Here is a 23,923-nt window from a genome sequence, read left to right as displayed (position 1 = left end):
ATGTCGGCGGAACCGATGCCGTCGCTGGATATCGGCCATTCCGAACGGAAATCGTCAGGAGTTCCCCGCCTGGACCTCGACGCAGCAGCGGCCCGCTCGCGGTGCGAGAACGGATGTGCGCGTGTCGCCGGGCGGGGGTCCCGATCGGCCGGAGCGCCGCACGTACTCCACCGTCATGAGGCCGGCATCTCGTCCCGAGGCGTCATCACTGCGAAGCTGACTACGTCGAGAGGAGTCGTCATGACGCACATGCTGATCATCGGAGGAGGGCTCGCGGGGGGCACCGCGGCCGAGTCGCTCCGTGACGAGGGCTTCGGGGGCGACATCACCGTGGTCGCCGCAGAGCCGCATCCGCCCTACCAGAGGCCGCCGCTGTCGAAGGGGTACCTGGCAGGCGATGAGGGAATCGATGCCGTCATCCTGCATCCCGCCGACTGGTACGCCGAGCGCGGCATCCGCCTGATCACGAATGTCGCGGCGTCCACGCTCGATCCGGCGGCGCACATCGTCGGGCTCGCCGACGGGAACGAACTCGCCTACGACGCCGTGCTGCTCGCCACCGGAGCAGTGCCGCGGATGCTGCCGCTGCCGGGGTGCGATCTGGCGGGGGTCATGACGCTGCGGCGCCTCGACGACTCCGACGAGCTGGCTGCGCAGCTGCGCGGCGGAAGGCGGCGGCTGGTGGTCGTCGGTGCCGGCTGGATCGGCATGGAGGTGGCTGCGACGGCGCGCGGGTTCGGCAACGAGGTCACGATCCTCGAGCGCGACCCGGTACCGCTGGCGGCCGCTCTCGGGCCGGAGATGGGCGAGGTCTTCCGCGCCCTGCACCTCGACCACGGCGTGGACGTGCGCACCTCGGTCGACATCGAGCGAATCACCGGGACCCGGCGCGCCGAAGGCGTCGTCGTGGACGGCGAGACGGTCGAGGCCGATCTCGTGCTCATCGGCGTCGGCGCCGTGCCCGACACAGCTCTTGCCGAACAGGCCGGACTGCGGATCCTCAACGGCGTGCTCACAGACTCTGCGCTGCGCACCAGCGCTCCCGACGTGTATGCCGCCGGAGACGTCGCGAACGCCTTCCACCCGGTGCTGCAACGGCACCTGCGCAGCGAGCACTGGGCGAACGCCCTCGCCGCGGGCGAGGTGGCGGCACGATCGATGCAGGGGGTTCCGGCCTCGCTGGACGACATCCCGTACTTCTACACCGACCAATACGATCTGGGCATGGAACTGTCCGGCTACGCGCCGCTGATGAGGGATGCCGAACTGGTCGTCCGCGGAGATCTCGAGGCCCGGGAGTTCGTCGCGTTCTGGGTGGACGCAGGACGTGTCGTCGCCGGCATGAACGTCAATGTGTGGGACGTCAACGAGACGGTGCAGGCGCTGATCCGGTCGGGTGAACGCGTCGGCGCCGACCGGCTGCGCGACACGCAGATGCCGATCGAGGACATCCTGTCGTGACGGCGGCCGTGACGCGCCTCGACCTGCCCGGAGGCGAACTCGACCTCTCTCGCCATATCGCCGTCATGGCGATCGTGAACCGCACGCCGGATTCGTTCTACGACCGCGGAGCGACCGACGCCCTCGACGCGGCCGTCAGCGCAGGAGTCGCCGCAGTCGAGGCGGGCGCCGACATCGTGGATGTCGGTGGAGTGAAGTTCGCGCCGGGGCCGCCCGTTCCGATCGACGAGGAGATCGCGCGCGTCGTCCCCGTCGTGCGCGAGCTCTCATCCATCGCGCACGTCAGCGTCGATACGTTCCACCCAGAGGTGGCGCGTGCCGCGATCGAGGCGGGCGCGGCGATCGTGAACGACACCACCGGCCTGCGCGATCCGCGCATGGCCGACGAGATCGCCGCGGGCGGCGCCGGGGTCGTCATCGCGCACAGCCTCGCGGCGCCGCGGACTCAGCATCCGCTCCCGCAGTATGGAGACGTCGTCGGCGACGTGGCGGCCTTCCTCTCTCGTCGCCGCGATGTCGCGCTCGAGCGCGGTGTTCCGGCGTCTCGCATCGTGCTGGATCCCGGCCATGACCTCAATAAGAACACCCGGCAGACGCTGGAGCTCACCCGCCGCCTCGGCGAACTGACCGCCCTCGGCGCGCCGCTGCTCGTCGCCTTGTCGAACAAGGACTTCGTCGGCGAGGCTCTCGATCGTGCTCGTGGCGAGCGCCTGTCGGGCTCGCTCGCCGCCGCTGTCTACTGCGCGCTGCACGGTGCACGGATCGTGCGGGTCCACAATGTGCGAGAGACCGTGGACGCCATGCGCATGGTCGAGGCGATCCTCGGCTGGCGAGAGCCCGTGCTCGAGCTTCACAACACGCAGCCCGGAGGGAACGAATGATGCCGACCCGTGCCGAGCTCTTCGACGCCTATGCCCTGGCGGATCGCGCACAGCCTCGGGTGCGCATGAACTTCGTCGAGAGCGCAGATGGCGCCGTCTCCCTCGGCGGACGCAGCGGCCCGCTCGGCGGAGCGACCGACCGATCGGTGATGCAGGTGCTGCGGGCGATGGCCGATGTCGTGGTCGTCGGCGCGGGCACGGTGCGTGCCGAAGGCTACGGGGGACTGCGCGTCGAGGGCGAGGACGCGCGATGGCGTGTCGCCGCCGGGCTCGATGCACAGCCGCCGCTGGCGATCGCGAGCGGTGGACTGCAGCTGGATCCCGACGACGACGTCTTCACGCGCGCGGTGCGGCGCCCGGTGATCGTGACGACGGATGCCGCATACCGCCGTCGGGGAGGTCTCTTCGAATCCGCGGCCGACGTGCTCGCGTGCGGCGAGGCGGAAACCATCGATCTGCCGGCGATGCTCACCGCTTTCGCCGACCGCGGCTGGACCCAGGTGTTGTGCGAGGGTGGGCCGCACCTGTTCGGCGCGCTGCTGGAGGCGGACCTGGTCGACGAGGTGTGCGTCACGATCGCTCCCCGATTCGTCGGGGGAGATGCCGGGCGGATCGTGCGGGGAGCATCCGAGGCCGACCGCCGCTTCGCGCTCGCCGGAGTCGTCACCGACGATGAGGGGTTCGTGCTCCTGCGCTACGCGCGCACGCCCGCCTGAGGCGGTCTCGGAGCGGAGCGGACGCGGGGACGCCTCCGACGTCGCGCCAGGAGCTCTCGGGTCGGCTGTCAGGCGGCGAGCGAAGACGCGTCGAGAATCGTGTACGCGTAGCCCTGTTCGGCGAGGAAGCGCTGACGATTCTGTGCGAAGTCCTGGTCGACCGTGTCGCGGGCGATGAGCGTGTAGAAGCTCGCCGTGTTGCCCGACTCCTTGGGACGCAGGAGCCGGCCGAGGCGCTGGGCCTCCTCCTGCCGCGAGCCGAAGGAGCCCGAGACCTGGATGGCGACGGATGCCTCGGGCAGATCGATCGAGAAGTTCGCGACCTTCGACACCACGAGCAGCGAGATCTCGCCGACGCGGAACGCCTGGTACAGCTGTTCGCGCTCGTCGATCGGAGTCTGACCCGTGATCTTCGGTGCGTTCAAGGCGTCTGCGAGCATGTCGATCTGATCGAGATACTGACCGATGATCAGGATGCGCTCGCCCTTGTGCCGCTCGACCAGTCGGCGCACGACGCCTATCTTTGCCGGCGCAGTCGCTGCGAGCCGGTACCTCTCGTCGTCAGCAGACGCGGCGTACTCGAGGCGATCGCCCGCGGGCAGATCCACGCGTACCTCGTAGCAGACGGCGGGCGAGATGAAGCCCTGCGCTTCGATCTCCTTCCACGGGGCATCGAATCGCTTGGGGCCGATGAGGCTGAACACATCGCCCTCGCGGCCGTCCTCGCGAACGAGCGTGGCCGTGAGGCCGAGGCGCCGGCGCGCCTGCAGATCGGCGGTCAGCTTGAAGACGGGCGCCGGCAGCAGGTGCACCTCGTCGTAGACGATGAGGCCCCAATCGAGGGCGTCGAGCAGCGCCAGGTGGGCATATTCGCCCTTCCGCTTCGCGGTGAGGATCTGGTACGTCGCGATCGTCACCGGCTTGACCTCTTTGACCTGGCCGGAGTACTCGCCGATCTCCTCGGCGGTGAGCGACGTCCGCTTGAGCAGCTCGTCGCGCCACTGCCGTGCGCTCACCGTGTTGGTCACGAGAATGAGCGTCGTCGTCTTGGTATCGGCCATCGCGGCGGCTCCGACCAGCGTCTTTCCTGCGCCGCAGGGAAGCACGACCACGCCCGATCCGCCCTCGGTGAAGATGTCGACCGCTTTGCGCTGATAGGGGCGCAGGGTCCATCCGTTCTCCGCGAGATCGATCGGGTGCGGTGTGCCGGGCGTGTAGCCGGCGAGGTCCTCTGCCGGCCAGCCGATCTTGAGAAGCTCCTGCTTGATGTGACCGCGAGCCCAGGCATCCACGAGGAACGCGTCGGGCGAGGGGTGGCCGATGAGCAGCGGCTGGATGCGCTTGTTCTTCGACACCTCGGCGAGGACCGCGGGATCCGTCGATCGGAGGACCAGCTGGCCCTCGTCGTCGCGCTCGATGACGAGACGGCCGTAGCGGCCCACGGTCTCGGCGATGTCGATCGATACCGACGGCGGCACAGGGAAGCGCGACCAGCGATCGAGGGTCGCGAGCATGTCGGCGGAGTCGTGGCCCGCGGCGCGCGCATTCCACAGTCCGAGCCGCGTGATCCGGTACGTGTGGATGTGCTCGGGGGCGCGTTCGAGCTCAGCGAAGATCGCGAGTTCGTGTCGCGCACTCTCCGCGTCGGGGTGTGCAACCTCGAGCAGTACGGTGCGATCGCTCTGGACGATGAGGGGGCCGTCAGCCATAACGTGCCAGTCTACCGGGGCGCCGACCACCGAAGGCGCCGCAGGGGCCGGTCGCGGCGCTCTCGGCTCGCATCAGGCGGGGCGGACGCTCACGATGCTCGACACCGGGAGCGTGCGCTCGATGTCGGCTGCGCGGTCGCGACCGCGCAGTCTTCCGCCGCCGAGGCCTGCGGCCTCGAGGGTGAGCGAGCGCTCGGTGCCGTCGGGCATCTTCACGACGACGATGATCTCGGATCGCGCGCGCACGGCTTGTTCGAGCTCGCGCCCGAGCCAGCCCTCTTCGCCGCCCGTGCCGTGGCCGCTGCGCAGCGTCTGGATGAGGCGGGAATACGTGCGCGTAGGCGTCGGAGAGGGTTCGGACTGCGTCGTGGCCGTACGCCGATGAACGGACTCGGGGGTGCCGTTGTCATCCAGCGCGACGACCGGATAGCGGGCGTCCGCGAGCGTCCAGTACACCGCGTCCCTCGCGACGCGCGAGCTGAGTGCGCCGTTGTCGTCGACGAGTCCGAGTGGTCGCAGCGACTGGTCGATCGCGATGGTGTCGAGCAGTCCCGCATCGGCGCTCTCGACGCGTGTGCGCCCCGAGGACTCTTCGCTGCGCACCCGCACGAGACCGTGGCGGAGGGCGGTGCTCTCGATCAGGTAGTCGAGAGGCTGCGGGATGCCGGTGAGCGAGAGCTGCGAGAGGAACGAGCGCACCGATCCCGCGGTCTCGCCCTCGGTCATGCCGGCGCCGAGCGACTCCGGCGTGAAGCGGTAGGTGGATGCCTGTGCCCGCGATTCGCGCAGCGCGATGGAACGCAGCCGCAGATCGAGCGCGGGCGCGAGAGGACCGGGCGCGATCGCCGTCAGGTCGGCCTGCAGGTACACGCGATCGATCTCGGTCGGCAGGTGAGGCGTCATGGTCCCGGCATCCGCGGGTGCGCCCGTCCGCAGCGCGACCGTCCAGGGGAACTCGGCGTCGGAGGATGCCCCGAAGAGCCCCCACAGCACCCCGAGGCGCCGCAGTCGGCGGGCACGCTCGGACCAATCCGCATCGAGCGGATACGCGTCGGCCCACACTCCCGGGGCCAGGAACCCGCCGTCGGGCGTGCGGAGTCCCTCGGGCAGGCTCGCCCGGAAGCCTTCGACGACCGTCGCCCATCGGCCGGCGGTCGACGTCTCGAGCCACTGCTCCCCGGCGGTCGTCACGACCCATTCGCGATCGTGGGCGATGGCAAGGCCCGATGCGGCTGCCGAGGCGAGCAGATCCTCGAGGTCGTCGGCGTGCGTGATGGCTCCGGCATCCGTCAGCCGTTTGCGGTCCGCGGCGCTGACGGGGCCGGCGCCGGTGCGGGTGATCGCGGAGTGCAGACAAGCCAGGAGCACATCGGCGAGTGAGCCGGCGGACGTGAACGCCTGCTCGGCGGCAGCCGCGGCGGAGCGCGCGTCGGCCGGGCCGGGAGGCGAGGGGACGGGAATCGGAGCGAAGGCGTCGGGGTGGGCGGAGCGCGTCGCCGCGAGCCGGTCGGCGACGGGGCCGAAGGGGCGGCCGGTGTCGTCGATCAGAGCGAGGCGCGAGCCGACTCCGTCCGTTGCCGGCGGTTCGGACGGCGATGCCGCCGCCGCGACCGCGAGCAGCTCGGGTCGAGCGAGGCGCGTCAGTGCTCGATCGAGCGAGCCCTGTTCGAGGAGGCCCTCTGCGGCGTCGAAGAAGTCGTGCCAGTTGACCGTCGGAGAGACGCCGCGCGCGGCGAGCGTCGAGGCGAGCGCAGCATCGTCGCGAAGGGCGAGCCACGTCGCGAGAGCGCGCGCATCGGAGACCACTAGCCGCCTCGGTTGGCCCGGGCCCTCCGCACGAAGCTCATGATGAGGACCGTCATCAGCAGCGCGAAGGCGATGATCGGCGCGATGTAGACGAGGACTCCGATCATGGGCCAGATGCCGACGGACATGTCGGCACCTGCCGACGAGGCGATCATGATCGCGAAGAAGCTCAGGATGGACAGCACGAGCAGACCCAGCGACATGAATGCCAGGATGCGGTCGATGCGGCGGACCGGAAGGTCGTCGCCAGGAGTGTTCGTGCTCATCGGCCTCAGCCTACCCGTCCGGGCCGTCCCCGATATCCCCGCCCGCCGCCGCAGGGCAGCGGCTCCGGTGAGGGGCCCGTGCCTTAGGCTGGGCAGGTGGGGGCCGGCAGGCCCTCGCATTGTCATGCACTGTTCCGCCCGCGTTCTGCGAGGGCGCCTTATCAGCGAGGTCTCGAATGCCCACCGGCAAGGTCAGGTTCTACGACGAGGAGAAGGGGTTCGGCTTCATCGTCACCGATGACGGCCAGGACGTCTTCCTGCACGCCTCGGCTCTTCCCGCGGGATCGCCCGCGCCGAAGGCCGGCAGCCGGCTCGAGTTCGGCGTCGCCGACGGCAAGCGCGGTCTGCAAGCGCTTTCGGTGCGCGTGCTCGAAGCTCCCGTCAGCTTGTCGAAGCGTTCGCGCAAGCCCGCCGACGACATGGCGATCATCATCGAAGATCTCGTGAAGCTGCTCGACGGCATCGGTGGCGACCTGCGTCACGGTCGGTACCCGAGCGGCGCACACGCGAAGAAGGTCGCAGCCGTGCTGCGCAAGGTGGCGGATGAACTCGACGCCTGAGCACGACGCCGCTGACGGCACCGTCTCGCCTGAAGGCGACGCGGGTGCCGCAGCGCCCGTGGAAGAGGCCACGACGCTCGAAGAAGCGGACGTGACGGATGCCGCGCCCGGGGCCGACACGACGGTGACGGATGCCGCGCCCGAGAACTCGGACGAGGCGGAGTCCGGTGAGTCGTCTGACGCCGTCGTGGCATCGGTGGACGTCGAGATCGCACCGGTCGATCCCGACCAGACTCTCCTGGAGTCGCTCGAGCTCGCTCTCGACGCCCTGCGCGAGATCACTCCGGAGTCCTCGATCGGCGAGCCCGCGGGCTATCGAGCCGAGCCCGATGGAGTGGTGTCGCTGCGGTTCACGAACCGTCTCGCCGGCTACCCCGGCTGGTTCTGGACCGTGAGCCTCGCACGCGTGGAGGGCGCCGAGCCCACCGTTCTCGAGGTCGAACTGCTCCCCGGTGACGGTGCCCTGCTCGCGCCGGACTGGGTGCCGTGGGCCGAGCGGCTCGCCGACTACCACGCCGCGCAGGCCGCGATCGCAGAGGCCGCGCATGCCGACGACTCCGACGACTCCGATACGGACGCGGACGACGACGATCTCGAGGACGTGGATGACCTCGACGCCGCCGACTTCGACGACGACGGCTCGTCGATCCTGCATGCCGGTGATGTCGACGGCGTCGACATCGACGAGTTCGCGGACGCCGACCCCGCCGACTTCGAGACCGACGACGACGAGTCCGACTCCGACGAGGACGACTCGGACGACGAGGACGACGACTCCGACGAGGACGACTCGGACGAGGACGAGGATGAGGACGACGACGACGAGGACTCGGACGACGACGATTCGGACGACGATGAGGCCTCGGAAGACGACTACGACGACTCCGACGACGACTCGGACGAGGACGACGATTCCGACGACTCGGACGAGGACGACTCCGACGACCACGACGATGACGGCGCCGACGACTGAGTCGTGAGTCGCGGCGCCATCGGTCTCAGAGGCGCCGGGCTCCCGACGTGCTGAGCTGCGCGCGCTCCCGGCTGTCCTCGGCCACGTGGAACCGCACGATGTGAAGGTCCTCGTCGCGCGAGGATGACCCGATGAGCAGTTCGAAGTCGCCAGGCTCCACGGCACGCATGCCCGCGGCATCCACGATCGTGCATTCCGCGACAGGCAGGGTGATCTCGACGGTCGCCGCGTCACCGGGGAGCAGGTCGACGTGGCGGTACGCCTTGAGCTCCTTGTCGGCCCAGCTGACCGAGGTCACGCTGTCGCGGACGTAGACCTGCACCACCTCGTGGACGGGCCGGTCTCCGGTGTTGCGCACGACGACCTCGGCGCGCACCACGTCACTCATCTGCAGGTCGGCATCGAGGATGCGTGCGCCGGAGTACTCGACGCCCGAATACGAGAGTCCTTCGCCGAACGCGAACGCGGGGCTCTGGGTGAGATCGGCGTACCGGTCGCCGTGCTGCCCGCGGATCTGGTTGTAGAAGATCGGCAGCTGGCCGGCGTGGCGGGCGAACGAGATCGGCAGACGTCCGCTGGGCTCGATCAGCCCGAGCAGCAGTTCGGCGATCGCCTGACCGCCGCGCATGCCGGGGCTCGCCGCCCAGACGAGAGCCGCGGCATCCGTCACCGTCGCCGGCAGCACGTGCGGTTTCGACGCGAGGAGCACGACGATCAGGGGCGTGCCGGTCGCCGCGACCGCCTCCAGCAGCGCGAGCTGCGCGCCGACGAGCTCGAGGGTCGCGGTCGAGCGGCCTTCGCCGACCAGTTCGATGCGGTCGCCGACGACCACGACGGCGTAGTCTGCCCGCTCGGCGGCCTCGACCGCTTCGGCGAGGAGCGCATGATCGGCCGGGCTCGGCACGACGATCTGCGGACGGGGCTGACCGTCGGGGAAGAACGCGCCGGCCGGGTCTTCGACGAGGGTCAGGATGTCGGCGCCCCGGGCGTGCTCGATCGTCCAGTCCGAGGGTGCGTGTGCGCGCAGCCCGTCGAGCACGGTCGAGATCATCTCGCGGGGATGCCCGTCGGGCAGCCAGTCGACCTGGCCGGAGGAGCCTGCCCAGTCGCCGAGCTGCGTCTGGGCATCGTCGGCGAGCGGGCCGATGAGCGCGACGCGGCGCCCCCCGGTCGGCAGCGGCAGCGCGCGCCCCGCGGCATCCGCGGTGAGGCCACCGGCGAGGGGCAGCACGCCGTCGTTGCGCAGCAGCACCAGTGAGCGGCGGGCGACCTCGACGTTGAGGCGAATGTGCTCGGTGGTCGCGATCTGCTCGCGGATCCGGGCCGCATCGGGCAGGCGGGGGTCTTCGAACAGTCCGAACTCGAACTTGAGCAGCAGGATGCGCGAGACGGCCCGGTCGAGTTCGGTCTCGGTGAGCAGGCCCCGCTCGACGGCGTCCAGCGCACCCTGGAAGAAGCCCGGCGTCGTCATCACCATGTCGTTGCCCGCACGCACGGCGGCGGCCGAGGCATGCGCGTAGTCGGGCTGCACCCGCTGCTCCCACACCATGCGTCCGACGTTGTCCCAGTCCGTGATGAGGGTGCCGGTGTAGCCCCACTCGCCCCGCAGCACGTCGTTGAGCAGCCAGTCGTTGACCGTGATCGGCACGCCGTCGGTGGACTGGTATCCGATCATGAAGGTGCGGCATCCCTCGCGTGCGACGCGTTCGAAGGGCGGCAGGAACCACGAGCGGAGCTTGCGCCGCGAGATGTCGGCCTCGCTCGCGTCGCGGCCGCCCTGCGTCTCGGAGTATCCGGCGAAGTGCTTCGCGGTGGCGAGGATCGCGGTCGGATCATCCAGCCCCTCGCCCTGGTACCCGCGCACCATCGCCGACGCCAGCTCGCCGATGAGGAACGGATCCTCGCCGAACGTCTCGTCGATCCGCCCCCACCGCAGGTCGCGGGCGATGCACAGCACGGGGGAGAACGTCCAGTGGATGCCGGTGGCCGACACCTCGACGGCCGTCGCGCGGGCGACCCGCTCGACGAGCTCAGGGTCCCACGAGGACGCCATGCCCAGCTGCGTCGGGAAGATCGTCGCGCCTTCCCAGAAGGAGTGCCCGTGGATGCAGTCCTCGCCCACCAGCAGCGGGATGCCCAGTCGCGTCTGCAGCGTGAGCTCCCGCGCCCGCAGCACCTTCTCGGGCGACGCATGCAGGATCGAGCCCGCGTGCATCCGAACGACCTCGTCCTCGAGATCCTCTCGTGCGTCGAGTTGCAGCATCTGCCCGATCTTCTCCTCGATCGTCATGCGGGCGAGCAGGTCGGCGATGCGTTCGCCGACGGGCAGCGTGGGATCGAGGTAGGCGAGCGTGGTCACAGGGACTCCAAAAGTGGTGGGTGCGCGAACAGGGAAGGGCGCGTCGAGCGGATGCCGCGCCCGCCCTTCTTCTAAGCGGACGAGGCGGGTGGTGGACCCGGGTCGAGGGGGCGGACGGTCGTCACGTCGCTGGCCACCGACATCCCCTTCTTCTTGAGATCCCGGGCGCGCTTTCCGGCGCTCCGCAGCCGCGGGTTGACGTACTCGTCGATGCCGAAGTTCAGCAGCGCGAGGGCCATGCCCACCAGCGCGATGCACAGGCCCGCCGGCAGATACCACCACCAGCGATCGGGGAAGGCGTTCTGGCTCTGCGCCCAGAAGAGGATCGTTCCCCAGTTCCACCGGTCGATCGGCGTGATCCCGACGAAGGCGAGGGTCGTCTGGGTGAGGATCGCCGCGGTCACGGTGCCGACGAAGCTCGACGCGATGACCGCCATGAGGTTCGGCATCATCTCGACGGCGATGATGCGCCACAGCGGCTCGCCGTTCGCCCGCGCCGCCAGCACGAAGTCGCGGCTGCGCAGAGACATCGTCTGGGCACGCAGCACCCGGGCGCCCCACGCCCAGCCCGTGAGGGCGAGGACGAAGGCGATCAGCGCCATGCTCGGGTCGTCGAACTGGGACGTGATGATGATGATCAGCGGCAGTCCCGGAATGACGAGGAACACGTTCGACAGTGCCGACAGCGACTCGCTCCCCGCGCCGCGCAGGTATCCCGCGCTCACGCCGATGAGCACCGCCAGCAGCGTGCCGAGGAAGCCGGCGAGGAAGCCGACGAACATGACGTCACGGCTGCCGATGATGATCTGGCTGAGCACGTCCTGACCCATGTGGGTCGTGCCGAGCCAGTGCTCAGGGCTCGGCGGCGAGTTGCGTGCCTCGAGATCGATCGCGTTCGGATCGTACGGAGCGATCCACGGGCCGAAGATCGCGAGCAGCGTGAAGAATCCCAGGATGCAGAGCCCGACGACGGCCTTCGGGTTGCGAAGCATCGAGAAGTTGTCGCTCAGACGCTGGGATCGGGGCGGAGGGGTGACCTCTTCGATCGTTCCGGTTGCGGCGGTCACTGCGCCTCCTCCTGACGGGTGCGGGGGTCCATCGCCGCATAGGCGATGTCGGCGATGATGTTCGCGACGAGGACCGAGAGGGTGATGACGAGGAAGATGCCCTGCATGAGCGGGTAGTCCTTGGCGAGAGTCGCCTCGAACAGCCGCAGGCCCAGCCCCGGGTAGGAGAAGATCATCTCCAGGATGAGAGTGCCGCCGACGATGAAGCCGAGGGCGAGAGCGAAGCTCGACAACTGGGGGAGCACGGCGTTGCGCGCAGCGTACTGCGTCACCACCTGGCGGGGAGGCAGGCCCTTCGCCTGCGCGACGGTGACGTAGTCCTCGTCGAGCACGGTGATCATCATGTTGCGCATGCCGAGGATCCAGCCGCCGAGCGAGGTGATCACGATCGTGAGGGCGGGGAGCGTCCCGTGATAGATGACGCTGCCGATGAACTCCCAATCCCAGCCGGGCTGGAGAGTCTTGTCATAGGCGTGCGACGCGGGGAACCATCCGAGAGTCGTGGAGAACACCGCGATCATGATCAGGCCGAGCCAGAAGTACGGAACGGTCGACAGGAATGTCGCCGCCGGTATCACGCCCTCCGCCTTGCTGCCGCGCCGCCACCCGATATAGGTGCCGACCACCGTGCCGACGAAGAAGCTGATGATCGTGGCGATGCCGACCAGGCCCAGCGTCCACGGGAGGGCATCGGCGATGACCTCCGTCACCGGGACCAGGCCCTTCGACAGCGACCGGCCGAGGTCGCCCTGCAGCAGCAGCGCCCAGTACTGGACGTACTGATCCCACAGCGACCGATCCTGCTCGAGGCCGAAGAGGATCTTCAGCGACTCGACCGCCTCGGGGCTCACCTTGCCCTGGTTGCGCGCGAGGTACGCGGTGATCGGGTCGCCCTTCATCATTCGGGGCAGGAAGAAGTTGATGGTGATCGCGGCCCACAGGGTGAACAGGTAGAACGCCGCGCGTTGCAGGAAGAATCTCATTCGCCGGCCTCCTCGGTGCCGGTGGAGCGTGCGCCGAACAGGAGGTCGGGGTTGGGGGAGGCGTCGCGCAGACGCCGCGTGTACTCGTTCTGCGGATCGAGGATCACCCGGTCGGCCGGACCCGACTCCACCACGACGCCGCGGTTGAGCACCATGATCTCGTCACTGAAGTGCCGAGCGGTTGCCAGGTCGTGCGTGATGTAGAGCACGCCGAGGTTCGCGTCGCGCTGCAGATCGGCGAGGAGGTTCAGCACCCCGAGACGGATCGACACGTCGAGCATCGACACCGGCTCATCGGCGATGAGCAGGCTCGGACGCGACGCGAGAGCGCGTGCGATCGCCACGCGCTGCCGCTGGCCGCCCGACAGCTCGTGGGGGTGACGGTCGGCCATGTCGGGCTGCAGCCTTACCTTCTCGAGCAGGCGCGCGACCTCCGCGTCGACTTCTGTGCGGGCAACGACATGGTGAAGGCGCAGTGGACGCTCGAGGTGGTGCCGGATGGTGTGGTACGGATTCAGCGACGCGTAGGGGTCCTGGAAGACCATGCGCACCTGCTGCCGATAGGCGCGCAGGCCACGACCGCGGCGCGGGATGGGCCGGCCGTCGAGGAGGATCTCGCCCGAGGATGGCAACTCGAGCTGCGTGAGGATCTTCGCGATCGTCGACTTGCCGCTGCCGCTCTGACCGACCAGGGCGATCGTGCGGCCCGAGGTCAGTGTGAAGCTGACGTCGTCGAGGGCGTACATGTCGCCGGCTCCGCGGATCTTGTAGCGCCGGCTGACGTTCGTGAATTCGAGCGTGGTCATCGGGGGTCTCCGTCCGTGGAGGCCTGCGGGGCCGCAGCGGGCTCCTGTGCGCCGCGGACGAACCCGCCGCGCTCGCCGGTGAGGCTGGGGAACGAGCCGAGGAGAGTGCGCGTGTAGTCGTGGCGGGCGCCGTGGTAGATGTTCGCGGGGGTGTCGAGCTCGACGATCTCGCCGGCGCGCATGACCGCGATCCGATCGCTGATCTCGAGCAGCAGCGGGAGATCGTGGGTGATGAAGATCACCGAGAAGCCGAACTGACGGCGCAGCTCCGAGATCTGCTGGAGGATCTCGCGCTGGATGAGCACGTCGAGCGCCGTGGTCGGCTCGTCCATGATCATCAGCTGAGGCTTGAGTGCGAGGGCCATCGCGATCATCACGCGCTGGCGCATGCCGCCCGAGAGCTCGTGGGGGAAGGAGCGGAGCCGGTCGCGTCCGACGCGGACCAGCTCGAGCAGCTCGGCCGACTCTTCGCGCCGCTGCGAGGCGGTCATGCCGGGGCGATGCGTGCGGAACACGTCGTCCAGCTGGCTTCCGATGTTCTTCACCGGGTTCAGTGCGTTCATCGCCCCCTGGAAGACCATCGAGATCTTGTCCCAGCGGAACCGGCGCAGCGCATCGCTGTCGAGACGCGTGATGTCGACATCCTCGCCCGACGCGTCGTGGAACACGACACCGCCCGCGCTGATGACGGCCGGGGGTTTGAGCAGACGCTGGATGCCGTAGGCGAGCGTCGTCTTGCCGCAGCCGGACTCGCCGGCGAGTCCGAGGATCTCACCGCGCTCCAGCGTCAGCGAGACGCCGCGCACGGCGTGCACGGGGGGCTCGACGTCGTACACGACGTGGATGTCGTCGATCGTCAGCAGTGGTCGGTCTGTCACGGGGGTCCTCTGTCTGTTCGGGAGCTCGGCAGGGAGGGCTTCGGGGGAGGCGATTCGGGGAGAGGGCTTCATGGAGGTGGGTGCCCCCGCGGACGGGGGCACCCACCGGGTCGTGCCGCCGGGGTTACTCCGCCGCCTGCAGCCTCGTCAGCACCAGGAGCATCTGCGGTCGCGTGGGCTCGGGCACCGCGTAGGGGTCGTCATCCGACGGCCAGCCCACGTAGTTGCGGGTGTTGAACTCGCCGATGAACGGTCGCGTTCCGATCGGGAGCGCCACGGCCTCGTCGATGAACGAGGTCTGGATGCTCGCGAGGGCGGCGTCGCGGGTCGCCTCGTCGGCGGCGTTCGCGTACTCGGCCAGCGCAGCGGTGATCTCCGGGTCGTTGAAGCGACCGAAGTTGTACTGCTCCGACTGCTCGCCGATCGGCAGGTAGCGTGCACCGTCCATGACGTTGGAGTAGATGTCCCACGGGGTGAGTCCGGTGTCGGTCCAGTGCAGGATCGCCTGGAACTCGCCCGTGCCCTTGTTGGCCCACCACGTGTCGACGTCGGGGGTGTCGACGGTGGCGTCGATGCCGATCTGCTTCACGTCCTCGGCGATCAGGGTGATGCCGGTGACGTAGTCGCTCCATCCCTGGGGCACCTGGATCGTGAAGGTGACGGGCGTGCCATCCGGGTCGATGAGCTTCTCATCGGCATCCCACGTGTAGCCGGCCTCTTCGAGGATCGCCTTGGCGCCCTCGACATCCACCGTGTACTCCTGTCCTTGGAACTCGTCGATGATGAACGGGTCGCCGGCGGGCGTCGGCAGTCCCGTCACCGAGGTGAGGGCGGGGACGTTGCCCTCGCGGGCGACCTCGCGGTGCTGGTCGCGGTCGACGATGAGGTTCAGCGCCTGGCGCAGCGCCTTGTCGTCGAACGGCTTGGTCTCGGTGTTGAACCACAGCGCATCCACACCGAGGCCCGCGGGCGCCCAGTACTGGTTGTGCTCGTCCTTCGACAGGTACGCGTCGTCGATGTTCGGGATGAAGCCCTGCGCCCAGTCCGCGTCGCCGTTGGCGAGTGCGGTGGTCAGCGCGGTGTTGTCGTTGTACGAGACGAAGTAGAGCGTCGGCACGGCGAGCTCGCCGCCCCAGTAGTCGTCGCGCTGGTCGAGCTGCACGCTCTGCGACGTCCAGCTGGTCAGCGTGTACGGACCGGTGCCGACGGGCTCGGGGTTGGTCTCGTCGCTGGGGTCCTCGACGTCCTTCCAGATGTGCTCGGGGACGATGAACTTCTCGAGCACCTTGTCCTGCTTGACGAACACCGAGTTCTCGAAGTTGATCGTCACGGCGTCACCGTCGACGGTCACGTCGGTGATTCCCAGTGCGGCGGGCTCGATCGCGGGGTTGTCGCGCAGGAGCTCGAACGTGAACTTGATGTCGTCGGCGGTGAAGGGCTCACCGTCGTTCCAGGTGACGCCTTCGCGCGCGGTGACGGTCACCGACCGGTAGTCGTCGGCCCACTCGATCTCGGATGCCAGCCACGGGGTGACGGGTGCGTCGGCGATCACGTTGACGAACGCGAGCGGCTCGAAGATCGTGTTGGCGTATCCGAGCTTGAGCGCCGATGAGTCGCCGATCCAGGGGTTGTTGCTCTCGGCGGCGATGGCGCCGTCGGGCTTGGCGATCGTGAGGGCGGCACCGGCTTCGGGGTCGCTGGACGAGCCGCCGCCGGCGCAGCCGGTGAGGGCGATCGCCGCGGCGAGACCCACGGCGACGAGGGAGGTTCTGAGCCTCATTGCTTCTCCTTCGTGATGGATGCACGGCGATGTGTTCCCAGGGGGACGACAGCGTCGGGCGGTGATTGCGAAATCAACTTACAATCAAGTAAGTAACTAATGCAAGCGCGGCGGAGACGAGGTCGCCGGACGGGCGTGCGTAGACTCTCTGTTCCAGCGGGAACGACGCCGCGACAGTCGATGAAGGAGGCCGGATGATGGCGACTCAACGACGCCAGCCGCGGTCGCGACCCGAGACATTGGCGCGTCGTCGCGACATCCTCGACGCGGCCGTGGATATCTTCGGAAGCAAGGGCTTCGCCGGCGGCACGCTGCAAGAGATCGCGGATCAGGTGGGCATGACCCACGCCGGCATCCTGCATCACTTCGGGTCGAAGCACGACCTGCTGATCGAAGTTCTGAACCATCGCGACGAGACCGACGTCGCCGACCTCGAAGAGCAGCACATCCCCGACGGCATGCCGCTCTTCCACCACCTCGTGCGGACCGCCTTCATCAACGCCCACCGGGCGGGGATCGTGCAGGCGTACGTCGTGCTGTCCGCCGAATCGGTCACCGACGACCACCCCGGCCGCGAGTTCTTCCAGAAGCGCTACAACACGCTGCGCGGTGAAGTCGCGCACGCCTTCGCCGTGGTGTGCGCCGAGCGCGGCATCACAGCGCCCGCCACGGTCAGTCTCGCGTCGGCGAGCATCCTGGCCGTGATGGACGGACTGCAGGTGCAGTGGCTGCTCGATCCCGATGCCGTGGATCTCGGGAGGGCCTCCGAGTTCGCGATCGAGGCGATCGTGACGGCAGTGCTCGCACCGCAGCCCTCACCGCTCGTGTGAGCGGGTGAGGGCTGCGAAGAGCTCGAACGGCCGCGATCAGCCCAGGCGCTCGACCGTGTAGTCGATGCTCCGGATCAGCTGACGCACGTCCTCCGGGTCGATCGACACGAAGGTCGCGACACGAAGCTGGTTGCGGCCGAGCTTGCGGTAGGGCTCGGTGTCGACGATGCCGTTGGCGCGCAGGCTCTTCGCGACGGCCGCGGCATCCACCGTGTCGTCGAAGTCGATCGTCACGACCACGGGGGAGCGGTCGGCGGGGTCTGCCACGAACGGAGTCGCGAAAGCGGATGCCTCGGCCCAGTCGTACAGCGCCTGCGACGACTCGTGCGTGCGGGCGTCGGCCCACTGCAGTCCGCCGCTCGCGTTGATCCACGACAACTGCTCGTTGAGCAGGAACAGGGTGGCGAGCGCGGGGGTGTTGAGTGTCTGGTTCAGTCGCGAGTTGTCGACCGCGTTCTTCAGGCTCAGGAACTCGGGGATGTAGCGACCCGACGCGGCGATGCGCTCGATGCGCTCGATGGCGGCGGGCGAGGCGAGCGCGAACCACAGCCCGCCGTCCGAACCGAGGTTCTTCTGCGGTGCGAAGTAGTAGACGTCGGCTTCGTGGACCGAGAAGTCGATGCCGGCCGCGGCGCTGGTCGCGTCGATCACGGTCAGCGCGCCCTCGTCGCCGTTCACGCGGGCCACCGGAGCCGCGACACCGGTGGAGGTTTCGTTGTGGGGCCACGCATAGACGTCGACCCCTTCCACGGCTTCGGCGACCGTGCGGGTGCCGGCCGGCACGTCGCGGACATCCGGGGCCTCGAGCCACGGCGCCTTGGCAGCGGCGGCGAACTTGCCGCCGAACTCGCCGAAGACGAGGTGCTGGCTGCGCTTGTCGATGAGACCGAAGGCTGCGGCATCCCAGAATGCCGTCGAGCCGCCGTTGCCGAGGATGACCTCGTACCCCTCGGGAACGCGGAAGAGCTCGCGAAGGCCCGCCCGGACGTGCCCGACGAGGTCCTTCACGGGCGCCTGGCGGTGCGAGGTGCCCAGCAGCGACGCGCCGCGGCCGGCGAGCGCGTCGAGATGCGCGGGGATGACCTTCGACGGGCCGCACCCGAAGCGTCCGTCGGCGGGCAGGATCTCACGGGGCAGCACGATGTGGGACATGCCTCGATTCTAGAGAGCCGCACGCACGCCTCCCGCCGCCGTGACGCGAGGTGACGTGCGAGCGCGAGTTCGGAGGAGCTGGGCGTGGGGTGCTGGCGCCGCGCGCCGGGCTCCTGTGCACTGCTCTGCGGATGAGCCGTCGCGGGGCGGCCGCGACGTCGGCGGCAGAAGATAGGCTTGCCTTGCCCCTTTAGACCCCCAAGGACGCCGCGACATGACCGATCTGATCGACACGACCGAGATGTATCTCCGCACGATCCTCGAGCTCGAAGAGGAGAACATCGTTCCGCTGCGCGCGCGCATCTCGGAACGCCTCGGCCACTCCGGCCCGACGGTGTCGCAGACCATCGGACGCATGGAGCGCGACGGACTCGTCATCGTGTCGGAGGATCGCTCGCTCGAGCTCACCGGCGCGGGACGTCAGAAGGCCGTCGACGTCATGCGCAAGCATCGCCTCGCCGAACGCCTCCTCTCCGACGTGATCGGCCTCGACTGGGCATACGTCCACGAAGAGGCATGCCGCTGGGAGCACGTCATGAGCGAGCAGGTCGAGCGCCGCCTCGTCGAGCTTCTGGGGCACCCCACCGAATCCCCGTACGGCAACCCGATTCCGGGTCTCGACCAGCTCGGCGACTCGCCGGCCAAGGGCTTCGAGCAGGGCGTCGTGGGCCTCGTGCGACGCCTCAACGACGCGGGCGAGCCCATCACGGGCACCGTGCGCCGCCTCGCCGAGCCCGCGCAGGTCGACCCCGAACTGCTGCAGCAGCTCAAGAGCGCGGGCGTCGTCCCCGGTGCGACCGGCGACTACCGCTACAACGAGGGCTACGTCCTCGTGCAGATGAACGGCAACGACGAGGGCCTCGAGCTTCCCGTCGAGATCGCGTCGCACATCTTCCTCGTCGACGAATCGCGCTGACGTTCGACGGATGCCGGGGCTCCGGCATCCGTAATGCTGCCGTCTTTTGGGGGCGGAGCGACGCCGTCCGGTGCTCTGCCGGATCGAGCGAAGGCCGTGTGCGAGCCTGGGAGAACGCCGCGCATCACGTGCGACGAAGGCGTGTATCGGGATCTGCCGCGCGTGGAGCGTGACAGATTCGTTACCTTCGGGTAGCCTCGAAAAGTCCACCCCGGCGAGAAGCCCGCCGACCGGACCCCGCGTGGATTGCCTCTCCGGCTCGTCGTCCACGTGGTGAAGCCCGCATATCGTGCCCCGACACCGAGTGCTGACGAGCCAGGCGCCCCGGCGCAGAGGCGCCGGAGGACAAGCTTGGCTGAACATACCGATTCGAATGCGACTGATCCCGAGAGCGACGCGACGAGTCTGACCCGTCGCGTGCGTAACCGCCGTGCCGCGTCTGTGCGCGGATCTCGTGCGACGTCTGCCGCTGTGGCGCCTGCTACGGCAGGGACTGCAAAGGCAGCGCCTGCGAAGGCGACCGTGCCATCGGGTGCGAAGCGCATCACCAAGCCGCTGCGCAGCCTCGTCGTGCTGAGCATGGTCGGCGGAATGGTCGCCACCGTCGCGATCCCGGCCTTCGCCGGGGCGCTTCCCACGGAAGACGCCGTCACCATCCAGCAGATCGCCGTCGACGACGCGCAGTCGTTCGTCGCGGCATCCGATGCCGTCTCGACCGAGCTCTCGCGCGAAAGCTACTCGGCCACCACCGCCGAGGAGATCGAGAAGAAGAAGGCCGAAGAGGCTGCGGCCGAGCGCGCGAAGCAGGTCGCTCGTCTCGCGTCTTCGTCTTCGTCGTCGGTCCCGATCAACATCGCGCTCGTCTCGCCCGGTACCGGTGAGGTGCGCTGGCCGCTCCTCAACTTCACCAAGGGCCGCGGCCTCGGCGACTCGGGCTATCACCAGGGCGTCGATCTTCTCGCAGCCGGCGGAACGCCGATCTACGCCGCCGCGGCCGGAGTCGTGAAGGTCTCGCAAGAGAGTTACGGCGGCTATGGCGTCGGCATCTCGATCGACCACGTCATCGGCGGTCAGCGGGTCAACACGCTTTACGGACACATGACCTACGGCAGCCGTCAGGTCGCCGTCGGCCAGACGGTCGAAGCAGGACAGCTGATCGGCCTGGTCGGCAGCACCGGAAGCTCCACGGCGAATCACCTGCACTTCGAGGTCCACATCAACGGGTCGGTCGTCGACCCGTGGGCCTGGCTGCAGACCAACGCCGGCTGACCTGGAATCTCCTGCGCGGCGAGAGCCGTGGCTGGCCCTCCACGCCCGCGGATGCTCCGCGCGGCGCGTCAGCGCTGCGTAGAGCGGGCATGGGGGCCGTTCGGCGACACGCCATGTGTCGTTCATACATGCCGCGGCCCTCGCTCGCGTCGGGTGCGTTAGCCTGAAACCCGACGCTGAGAGAGCGGAGGGAGCTGAACGATGGGCATCACACCACGCATCCGAACCATGGATGCGCTCGGACGCCTCGTCCTTCGGCATTGCACGAGTGGATGCCGCGGCATTGCCGCGGTTCCAAGGCGCTGTCTATAAGACAGCGCCTTTTTTCATGCCCCTGCGCCCTTGATCGTCGCGCAAGTCGAATCACCGGGAAGCCGTCCCGGCCGTTCGAGAGGATGATCAATGCGCACTCTGGTGCTGAACGCGGGCTATGAGCCCCTCGCCGTCGTGTCGTTCAAGCGGGCTCTCGTGCTCGTGATGAACGAGAAGGCCACCGTGGTGGAACACACCGAGACCGATCCGGTCTGGGGCACGAGACGGTCCTACGATCGCCCGGCGGTGATCATTCTCACTCGGTACGTGCGGGTGCCCGGAGGGCGCCGCGTGCCGGTGACGCGGCGCGGTGTGCTCCGTCGCGACAATCACCGATGCGGGTACTGCGGCAAGACCGCGTCGACCATCGACCACGTGCTGCCGCGTTCGCGCGGCGGCGCGGACTCCTGGGAGAACCTCGTCGCCTGCTGCCTGCGCTGCAACAACATCAAGAGCGACCGCACGCCTCAGGAGATGAACTGGGAGCTGCGTTTCACTCCGCACCCGCCTCGCGGGGGGCAGTGGACCGTTCGGGGCACCGAGCGCACCGACCCCCGGTGGGAGCCGTACCTGGCGCTGGCAGCCTGAGGGTGGCGCGCTGAGGCAGTCGGCATGATCTCCACGGGCCGCCCGGCAGCGCAGTCTCGAACATAACTGTCGGAACTCGGCGGTAATCTCATTCCCTGCGGTTGAGTGAATAGAACATCTGTTCTATTCTAGGGAAATGAGGGCGGTCGTGCAGCTCGCGTCATCGCACGTGCAAGAGGCGGTCGGCCCGGAGTCGATGCGTCCGGGCCTGGCGAGCGCGGCCTCCCTGAACGCGGGGCCGACGAACACCGTGGCGCAGTTGCGGGCCCAGCTCGAGCGGGTGCAGGGTCGCCGGCTCGACGCCCCGGTGCTGCCGGTGCACCCCGCTCTCGCATCGCTTCTTCCCGGTGGCGGTCTGCGCCCGGGCAGTGCGTATTCGCTCCCGCGCTCGATGTCGGTGCTGCTAGCGCTGCTCGCGCAGCCCTCGCAGTCCGGATCCTGGTGCGCAGCGATCGGAATGCCGCGGCTCGGCGCCGAGGCGGCTGAGGGACTGGGGGTCGATCTCTCGCGGCTCGTGCTCATCCCCGATCCCGGTGCACGCTGGCTCGCGGTGACCGCGACCATCGCCGAGGTGCTGCCGGTGGTGGCCGTCCGGCCGTCCGGGCGTGCGGCCGACGGCGATGTCGCACGGCTGGCCGGGCGACTGCGCGACCGGGGCGCCGTGCTGCTGGTGCAGGGGCCGTGGCCGCAGGCCGAGGCCGTGATCGAGGTCGCCGATCCGGCGTGGGAGGGTGTCGGGCGCGGGCACGGCTACCTGTCGGGCCGCGAGGTGACGCTCACCGCCTCGAGCAGGAGGTGGCCGCACCCGCGGCGCGCGCGCGTGATGCTGCCCGATGCCGCGGGGCACATCGCGGTGGCGGCCGGGCGTCCGGGTGCTCCGGTGCGTGCGGCCGAGCCGCTGCGCCCGATCGCCGTCGGGGCGGATGTCGGGCGCTTCGACCGGCTCGCGGCGAGGGCGGTCGGCTGACATGGCTCTGCAGTCTCCCGTGCGAAGCCTCGTGATGTGGTTTCCCGACTGGCCGGTGACGGCGTTGGCCCGTGACGGTTCCGCACCGCTGGATCCCGGGCGTGCGATCGCCGTCGTCGAGCGAAACCTCGTCGTCGCGTGCTCGGCGGCAGCTCGCGCCGAAGGAGTGCGCCGCGACCAGCGTCGCCGCGATGCGCAAGCCCGATGCTCGGGGCTGACGGTGGTGGCGGCGGATGCCGTGCGCGATCAGCGCGCGTTCGCACCGATCGTGTCTCTGATCGAAGAGCGGGCGCCGGGGGTGCAGCTGGTGCGGCCGGGACTGTGCGCGCTGCGCGCCCGGGGCCCCGCACGCTACTACGGCGGTGAGGCCGAGGCGGCGCGCATGCTGATCGAGGTGCTCCGCGGGGCGGGCATCGACGAGGTCCGGGTGGGAGTGGCCGACGGGCCGTTCACGGCCGAGCAGGCGGCCAAAGGCGGCACGAGCGCCGGGGACCCGGTGTTCGTCGTGCCCGCCGGCGGTGCGGCGGGCTTTCTGGCACCGCTGTCGGTGGCGACGCTGCAGGCGTCGTCGTCGGCGGGGTGGGATGCCGGTGACCTCGTGGGCCTGCTCGCGCGGCTCGGCGTGCAGACGCTCGGCGGGTTCGCGGTGATGGATCCCGATCGCGTGCGCGAACGGTTCGGCGAGCGGGGCATCCGTCTGCACGCGCTGGCCGCGGGGCAGGATTCGCAGCCGGTGCAGCCGCGCACGCCGCCGCCCGAGCTGCAGCGCGAGATCGCGTTCGAGCCTCCGCTCGAGATCGCCGACCAGGTCGCGTTCGCGATGCGACTGACCGCCGACGACTTCATCACGGGACTGGGCGCGGTGGATCTCGTCTGCACCGAGCTGCGCGTCGAGCTCGTGGGCGACCGGGGCGAGCGCAGTGACCGGGTGTGGCTGCATCCGGGATCGTTCGACGCGGCGGCGGTCGTGGACCGGGTGCGGTGGCAGCTCGCCGAAGACGTCGGCGCCGACGGCGCGGGTCTCGGCGATGGGGGGCTGCGCAGCGGGGTCGCGCTCGTGCGGATCTCTCCCGAGTCGGTGGATGCGGCATCCCATCACGCCCCCGCGATCTTCGGCGGCGGACCCGAGGAGCGCGTGCACCACGCCCTCTCGCGCGTGCAGGCGATGCTCGGCCACCGCGGCGTGCTCACCCCGGCGATCGGCGGGGGGCGGTGGCTGGCCGAACGACAAGTGCTGGTGCCGTGGGGGGACCGGCACGAGCGCGACCGACACGCGAAGAGCGCCGACAGCCTCGCCGCGCAACGCGCGAGGCCATGGCCGGGGAGCCTGCCCGATCCGCTGCCGACGACGGTGTTCGCCGAACCCGTCCCCGTCGACGTGCGCGCGCTCGGCGGCGAGCTGATCGACGTCGACGAGCGGGGGAGCGTCTCGGCGGTTCCCGCGTTCCTGAACGAGAACGGTCGGCGGCGCGCGATCGAGGCGTGGGCGGGGCCGTGGCCCGTGGTCGAGAGAGGATGGGATGCCGCGCGCACGCGTCGTGCGCACCGGTTCCAGGTCGTCGATGCCGATGGCGGCGCGTGGCTGCTGGTGTGCGAGGGCGACACCTGGACGGCGGAGGCGACCTATGACTGAGGTGCTGTCCG

Annotated in this window: 21 protein-coding genes; 11 read left to right on the top strand and 10 right to left on the bottom strand. The window is 69.3% G+C overall.

The window, feature by feature from the left end; translation table 11 throughout:
- Window positions 1-240: 240 nt before the first annotated feature.
- From KEC57_RS01965 to KEC57_RS01955, 3 genes are all read left to right on the top strand, one after another.
- Window positions 241-1,461, top strand: a complete 1,221-nt coding sequence (locus tag KEC57_RS01965) for an NAD(P)/FAD-dependent oxidoreductase (protein ID WP_229382830.1) — start codon at window positions 241-243, stop codon at window positions 1,459-1,461.
- A 65-nt stretch (window positions 1,462-1,526) separates the two neighbouring features.
- Window positions 1,527-2,342 (top strand): dihydropteroate synthase, encoded by an 816-nt coding sequence (folP, locus tag KEC57_RS01960; RefSeq protein ID WP_229383666.1) that lies wholly within the window; start codon window positions 1,527-1,529, stop codon window positions 2,340-2,342.
- Complete coding sequence (locus KEC57_RS01955) at window positions 2,342-3,058, top strand: pyrimidine reductase family protein (RefSeq protein ID WP_229382829.1); 717 nt, start codon at window positions 2,342-2,344, stop codon at window positions 3,056-3,058. Before folP ends, KEC57_RS01955 begins: the two co-directional genes overlap by 1 nt.
- Before the next feature lie 68 nt (window positions 3,059-3,126).
- On the opposite strand, the gene KEC57_RS01950 is transcribed toward KEC57_RS01955, so the two are convergent.
- From KEC57_RS01950 to KEC57_RS01940, 3 genes are all read right to left on the bottom strand, one after another.
- Window positions 3,127-4,767 carry a DNA repair helicase XPB gene (locus tag KEC57_RS01950; protein ID WP_229382828.1) on the bottom strand — a complete coding sequence of 547 codons (1,641 nt, stop codon included), beginning with the start codon at window positions 4,765-4,767 and terminating at the stop codon, window positions 3,127-3,129.
- Between the two features lie 72 nt (window positions 4,768-4,839).
- Window positions 4,840-6,573 (bottom strand): helicase-associated domain-containing protein, encoded by a 1,734-nt coding sequence (locus KEC57_RS19050; RefSeq protein WP_229382827.1) that lies wholly within the window; start codon window positions 6,571-6,573, stop codon window positions 4,840-4,842.
- Window positions 6,573-6,839 carry a multidrug ABC transporter ATPase gene (locus tag KEC57_RS01940; RefSeq protein WP_229382826.1) on the bottom strand — a complete coding sequence of 89 codons (267 nt, stop codon included), beginning with the start codon at window positions 6,837-6,839 and terminating at the stop codon, window positions 6,573-6,575. Before KEC57_RS01940 ends, KEC57_RS19050 begins: the two co-directional genes overlap by 1 nt.
- A 176-nt stretch (window positions 6,840-7,015) precedes the next feature.
- On the opposite strand from KEC57_RS01940, the gene KEC57_RS01935 reads away from it, so the two are divergent.
- Both KEC57_RS01935 and KEC57_RS01930 read left to right on the top strand, forming a co-directional pair.
- A complete protein-coding gene (locus KEC57_RS01935) occupies window positions 7,016-7,399 on the top strand; it encodes a cold-shock protein (RefSeq protein ID WP_229382825.1) in 384 nt (127 codons plus the stop codon).
- On the top strand, window positions 7,383-8,372 hold the full coding sequence (locus KEC57_RS01930; protein WP_229382824.1) for a DUF3027 domain-containing protein: 990 nt from the start codon (window positions 7,383-7,385) through the stop codon (window positions 8,370-8,372). Before KEC57_RS01935 ends, KEC57_RS01930 begins: the two co-directional genes overlap by 17 nt.
- Before the next feature lie 25 nt (window positions 8,373-8,397).
- Here KEC57_RS01930 and KEC57_RS01925 read toward each other — a convergent pair whose 3' ends face one another.
- The 6 genes from KEC57_RS01925 to KEC57_RS01900 form a co-directional block, all read right to left on the bottom strand.
- Entirely contained in the window at window positions 8,398-10,731 is a 2,334-nt protein-coding gene (locus tag KEC57_RS01925; protein WP_229382823.1) for an exo-beta-d-1,3/1,6-glucosidase, read from the bottom strand.
- A gap of 71 nt (window positions 10,732-10,802) precedes the next feature.
- Window positions 10,803-11,798 (bottom strand): ABC transporter permease, encoded by a 996-nt coding sequence (locus KEC57_RS01920; RefSeq protein ID WP_372456933.1) that lies wholly within the window; start codon window positions 11,796-11,798, stop codon window positions 10,803-10,805.
- The gene (locus KEC57_RS01915) at window positions 11,795-12,781 is read right to left on the bottom strand and encodes an ABC transporter permease (protein WP_229382822.1); all 987 of its coding nucleotides are present in this window, start codon (window positions 12,779-12,781) and stop codon (window positions 11,795-11,797) included. The genes KEC57_RS01920 and KEC57_RS01915 overlap by 4 nt, the downstream gene beginning before the upstream one ends.
- On the bottom strand, window positions 12,778-13,587 hold the full coding sequence (locus tag KEC57_RS01910) for an ABC transporter ATP-binding protein (RefSeq protein ID WP_229382821.1): 810 nt from the start codon (window positions 13,585-13,587) through the stop codon (window positions 12,778-12,780). The genes KEC57_RS01915 and KEC57_RS01910 overlap by 4 nt, the downstream gene beginning before the upstream one ends.
- Window positions 13,584-14,465, bottom strand: coding sequence for an ABC transporter ATP-binding protein (locus tag KEC57_RS01905; protein WP_229382820.1), 882 nt, complete (start codon window positions 14,463-14,465; stop codon window positions 13,584-13,586). Before KEC57_RS01905 ends, KEC57_RS01910 begins: the two co-directional genes overlap by 4 nt.
- A 124-nt stretch (window positions 14,466-14,589) precedes the next feature.
- Window positions 14,590-16,245, bottom strand: coding sequence for an ABC transporter substrate-binding protein (locus tag KEC57_RS01900; RefSeq protein ID WP_229382819.1), 1,656 nt, complete (start codon window positions 16,243-16,245; stop codon window positions 14,590-14,592).
- Window positions 16,246-16,442: 197 nt separating this feature from the next.
- Here KEC57_RS01900 and KEC57_RS01895 point away from each other — a divergent pair, with 197 nt between their 5' ends.
- Window positions 16,443-17,075, top strand: coding sequence for a TetR/AcrR family transcriptional regulator (locus tag KEC57_RS01895; protein WP_229383664.1), 633 nt, complete (start codon window positions 16,443-16,445; stop codon window positions 17,073-17,075).
- A 36-nt stretch (window positions 17,076-17,111) separates the two neighbouring features.
- Here the strand turns inward: KEC57_RS01895 and serC are convergent, their stop codons facing one another.
- Complete coding sequence (serC, locus tag KEC57_RS01890) at window positions 17,112-18,227, bottom strand: phosphoserine transaminase (RefSeq protein WP_229382818.1); 1,116 nt, start codon at window positions 18,225-18,227, stop codon at window positions 17,112-17,114.
- Between the two features lie 214 nt (window positions 18,228-18,441).
- Here serC and KEC57_RS01885 point away from each other — a divergent pair, with 214 nt between their 5' ends.
- From KEC57_RS01885 to KEC57_RS01865, 5 genes are all read left to right on the top strand, one after another.
- Window positions 18,442-19,143 (top strand): iron-dependent transcriptional repressor DtxR, encoded by a 702-nt coding sequence (locus KEC57_RS01885; RefSeq protein ID WP_229382817.1) that lies wholly within the window; start codon window positions 18,442-18,444, stop codon window positions 19,141-19,143.
- 522 nt (window positions 19,144-19,665) lie between these two features.
- The gene (locus KEC57_RS01880) at window positions 19,666-20,412 is read left to right on the top strand and encodes a M23 family metallopeptidase (RefSeq protein ID WP_308187552.1); all 747 of its coding nucleotides are present in this window, start codon (window positions 19,666-19,668) and stop codon (window positions 20,410-20,412) included.
- A 402-nt stretch (window positions 20,413-20,814) separates the two neighbouring features.
- Window positions 20,815-21,312 (top strand): HNH endonuclease, encoded by a 498-nt coding sequence (locus KEC57_RS01875; RefSeq protein ID WP_229382815.1) that lies wholly within the window; start codon window positions 20,815-20,817, stop codon window positions 21,310-21,312.
- Between the two features lie 196 nt (window positions 21,313-21,508).
- Entirely contained in the window at window positions 21,509-22,279 is a 771-nt protein-coding gene (gene imuA', locus KEC57_RS01870; RefSeq protein ID WP_229383663.1) for a DnaE2-dependent mutagenesis accessory factor ImuA', read from the top strand.
- Between the two features lies 1 nt (window position 22,280).
- Entirely contained in the window at window positions 22,281-23,912 is a 1,632-nt protein-coding gene (locus KEC57_RS01865; protein ID WP_229382814.1) for a Y-family DNA polymerase, read from the top strand.
- Window positions 23,913-23,923: the final 11 nt, after the last annotated feature.

Source organism: Microbacterium allomyrinae, from assembly GCF_020682705.1.
Lineage (GTDB): Bacteria > Actinomycetota > Actinomycetes > Actinomycetales > Microbacteriaceae > Microbacterium > Microbacterium allomyrinae.
The sequence above is the reverse complement of the archived record's forward strand: the minus strand, read 5'-3'. Positions and strand labels throughout refer to the sequence as shown.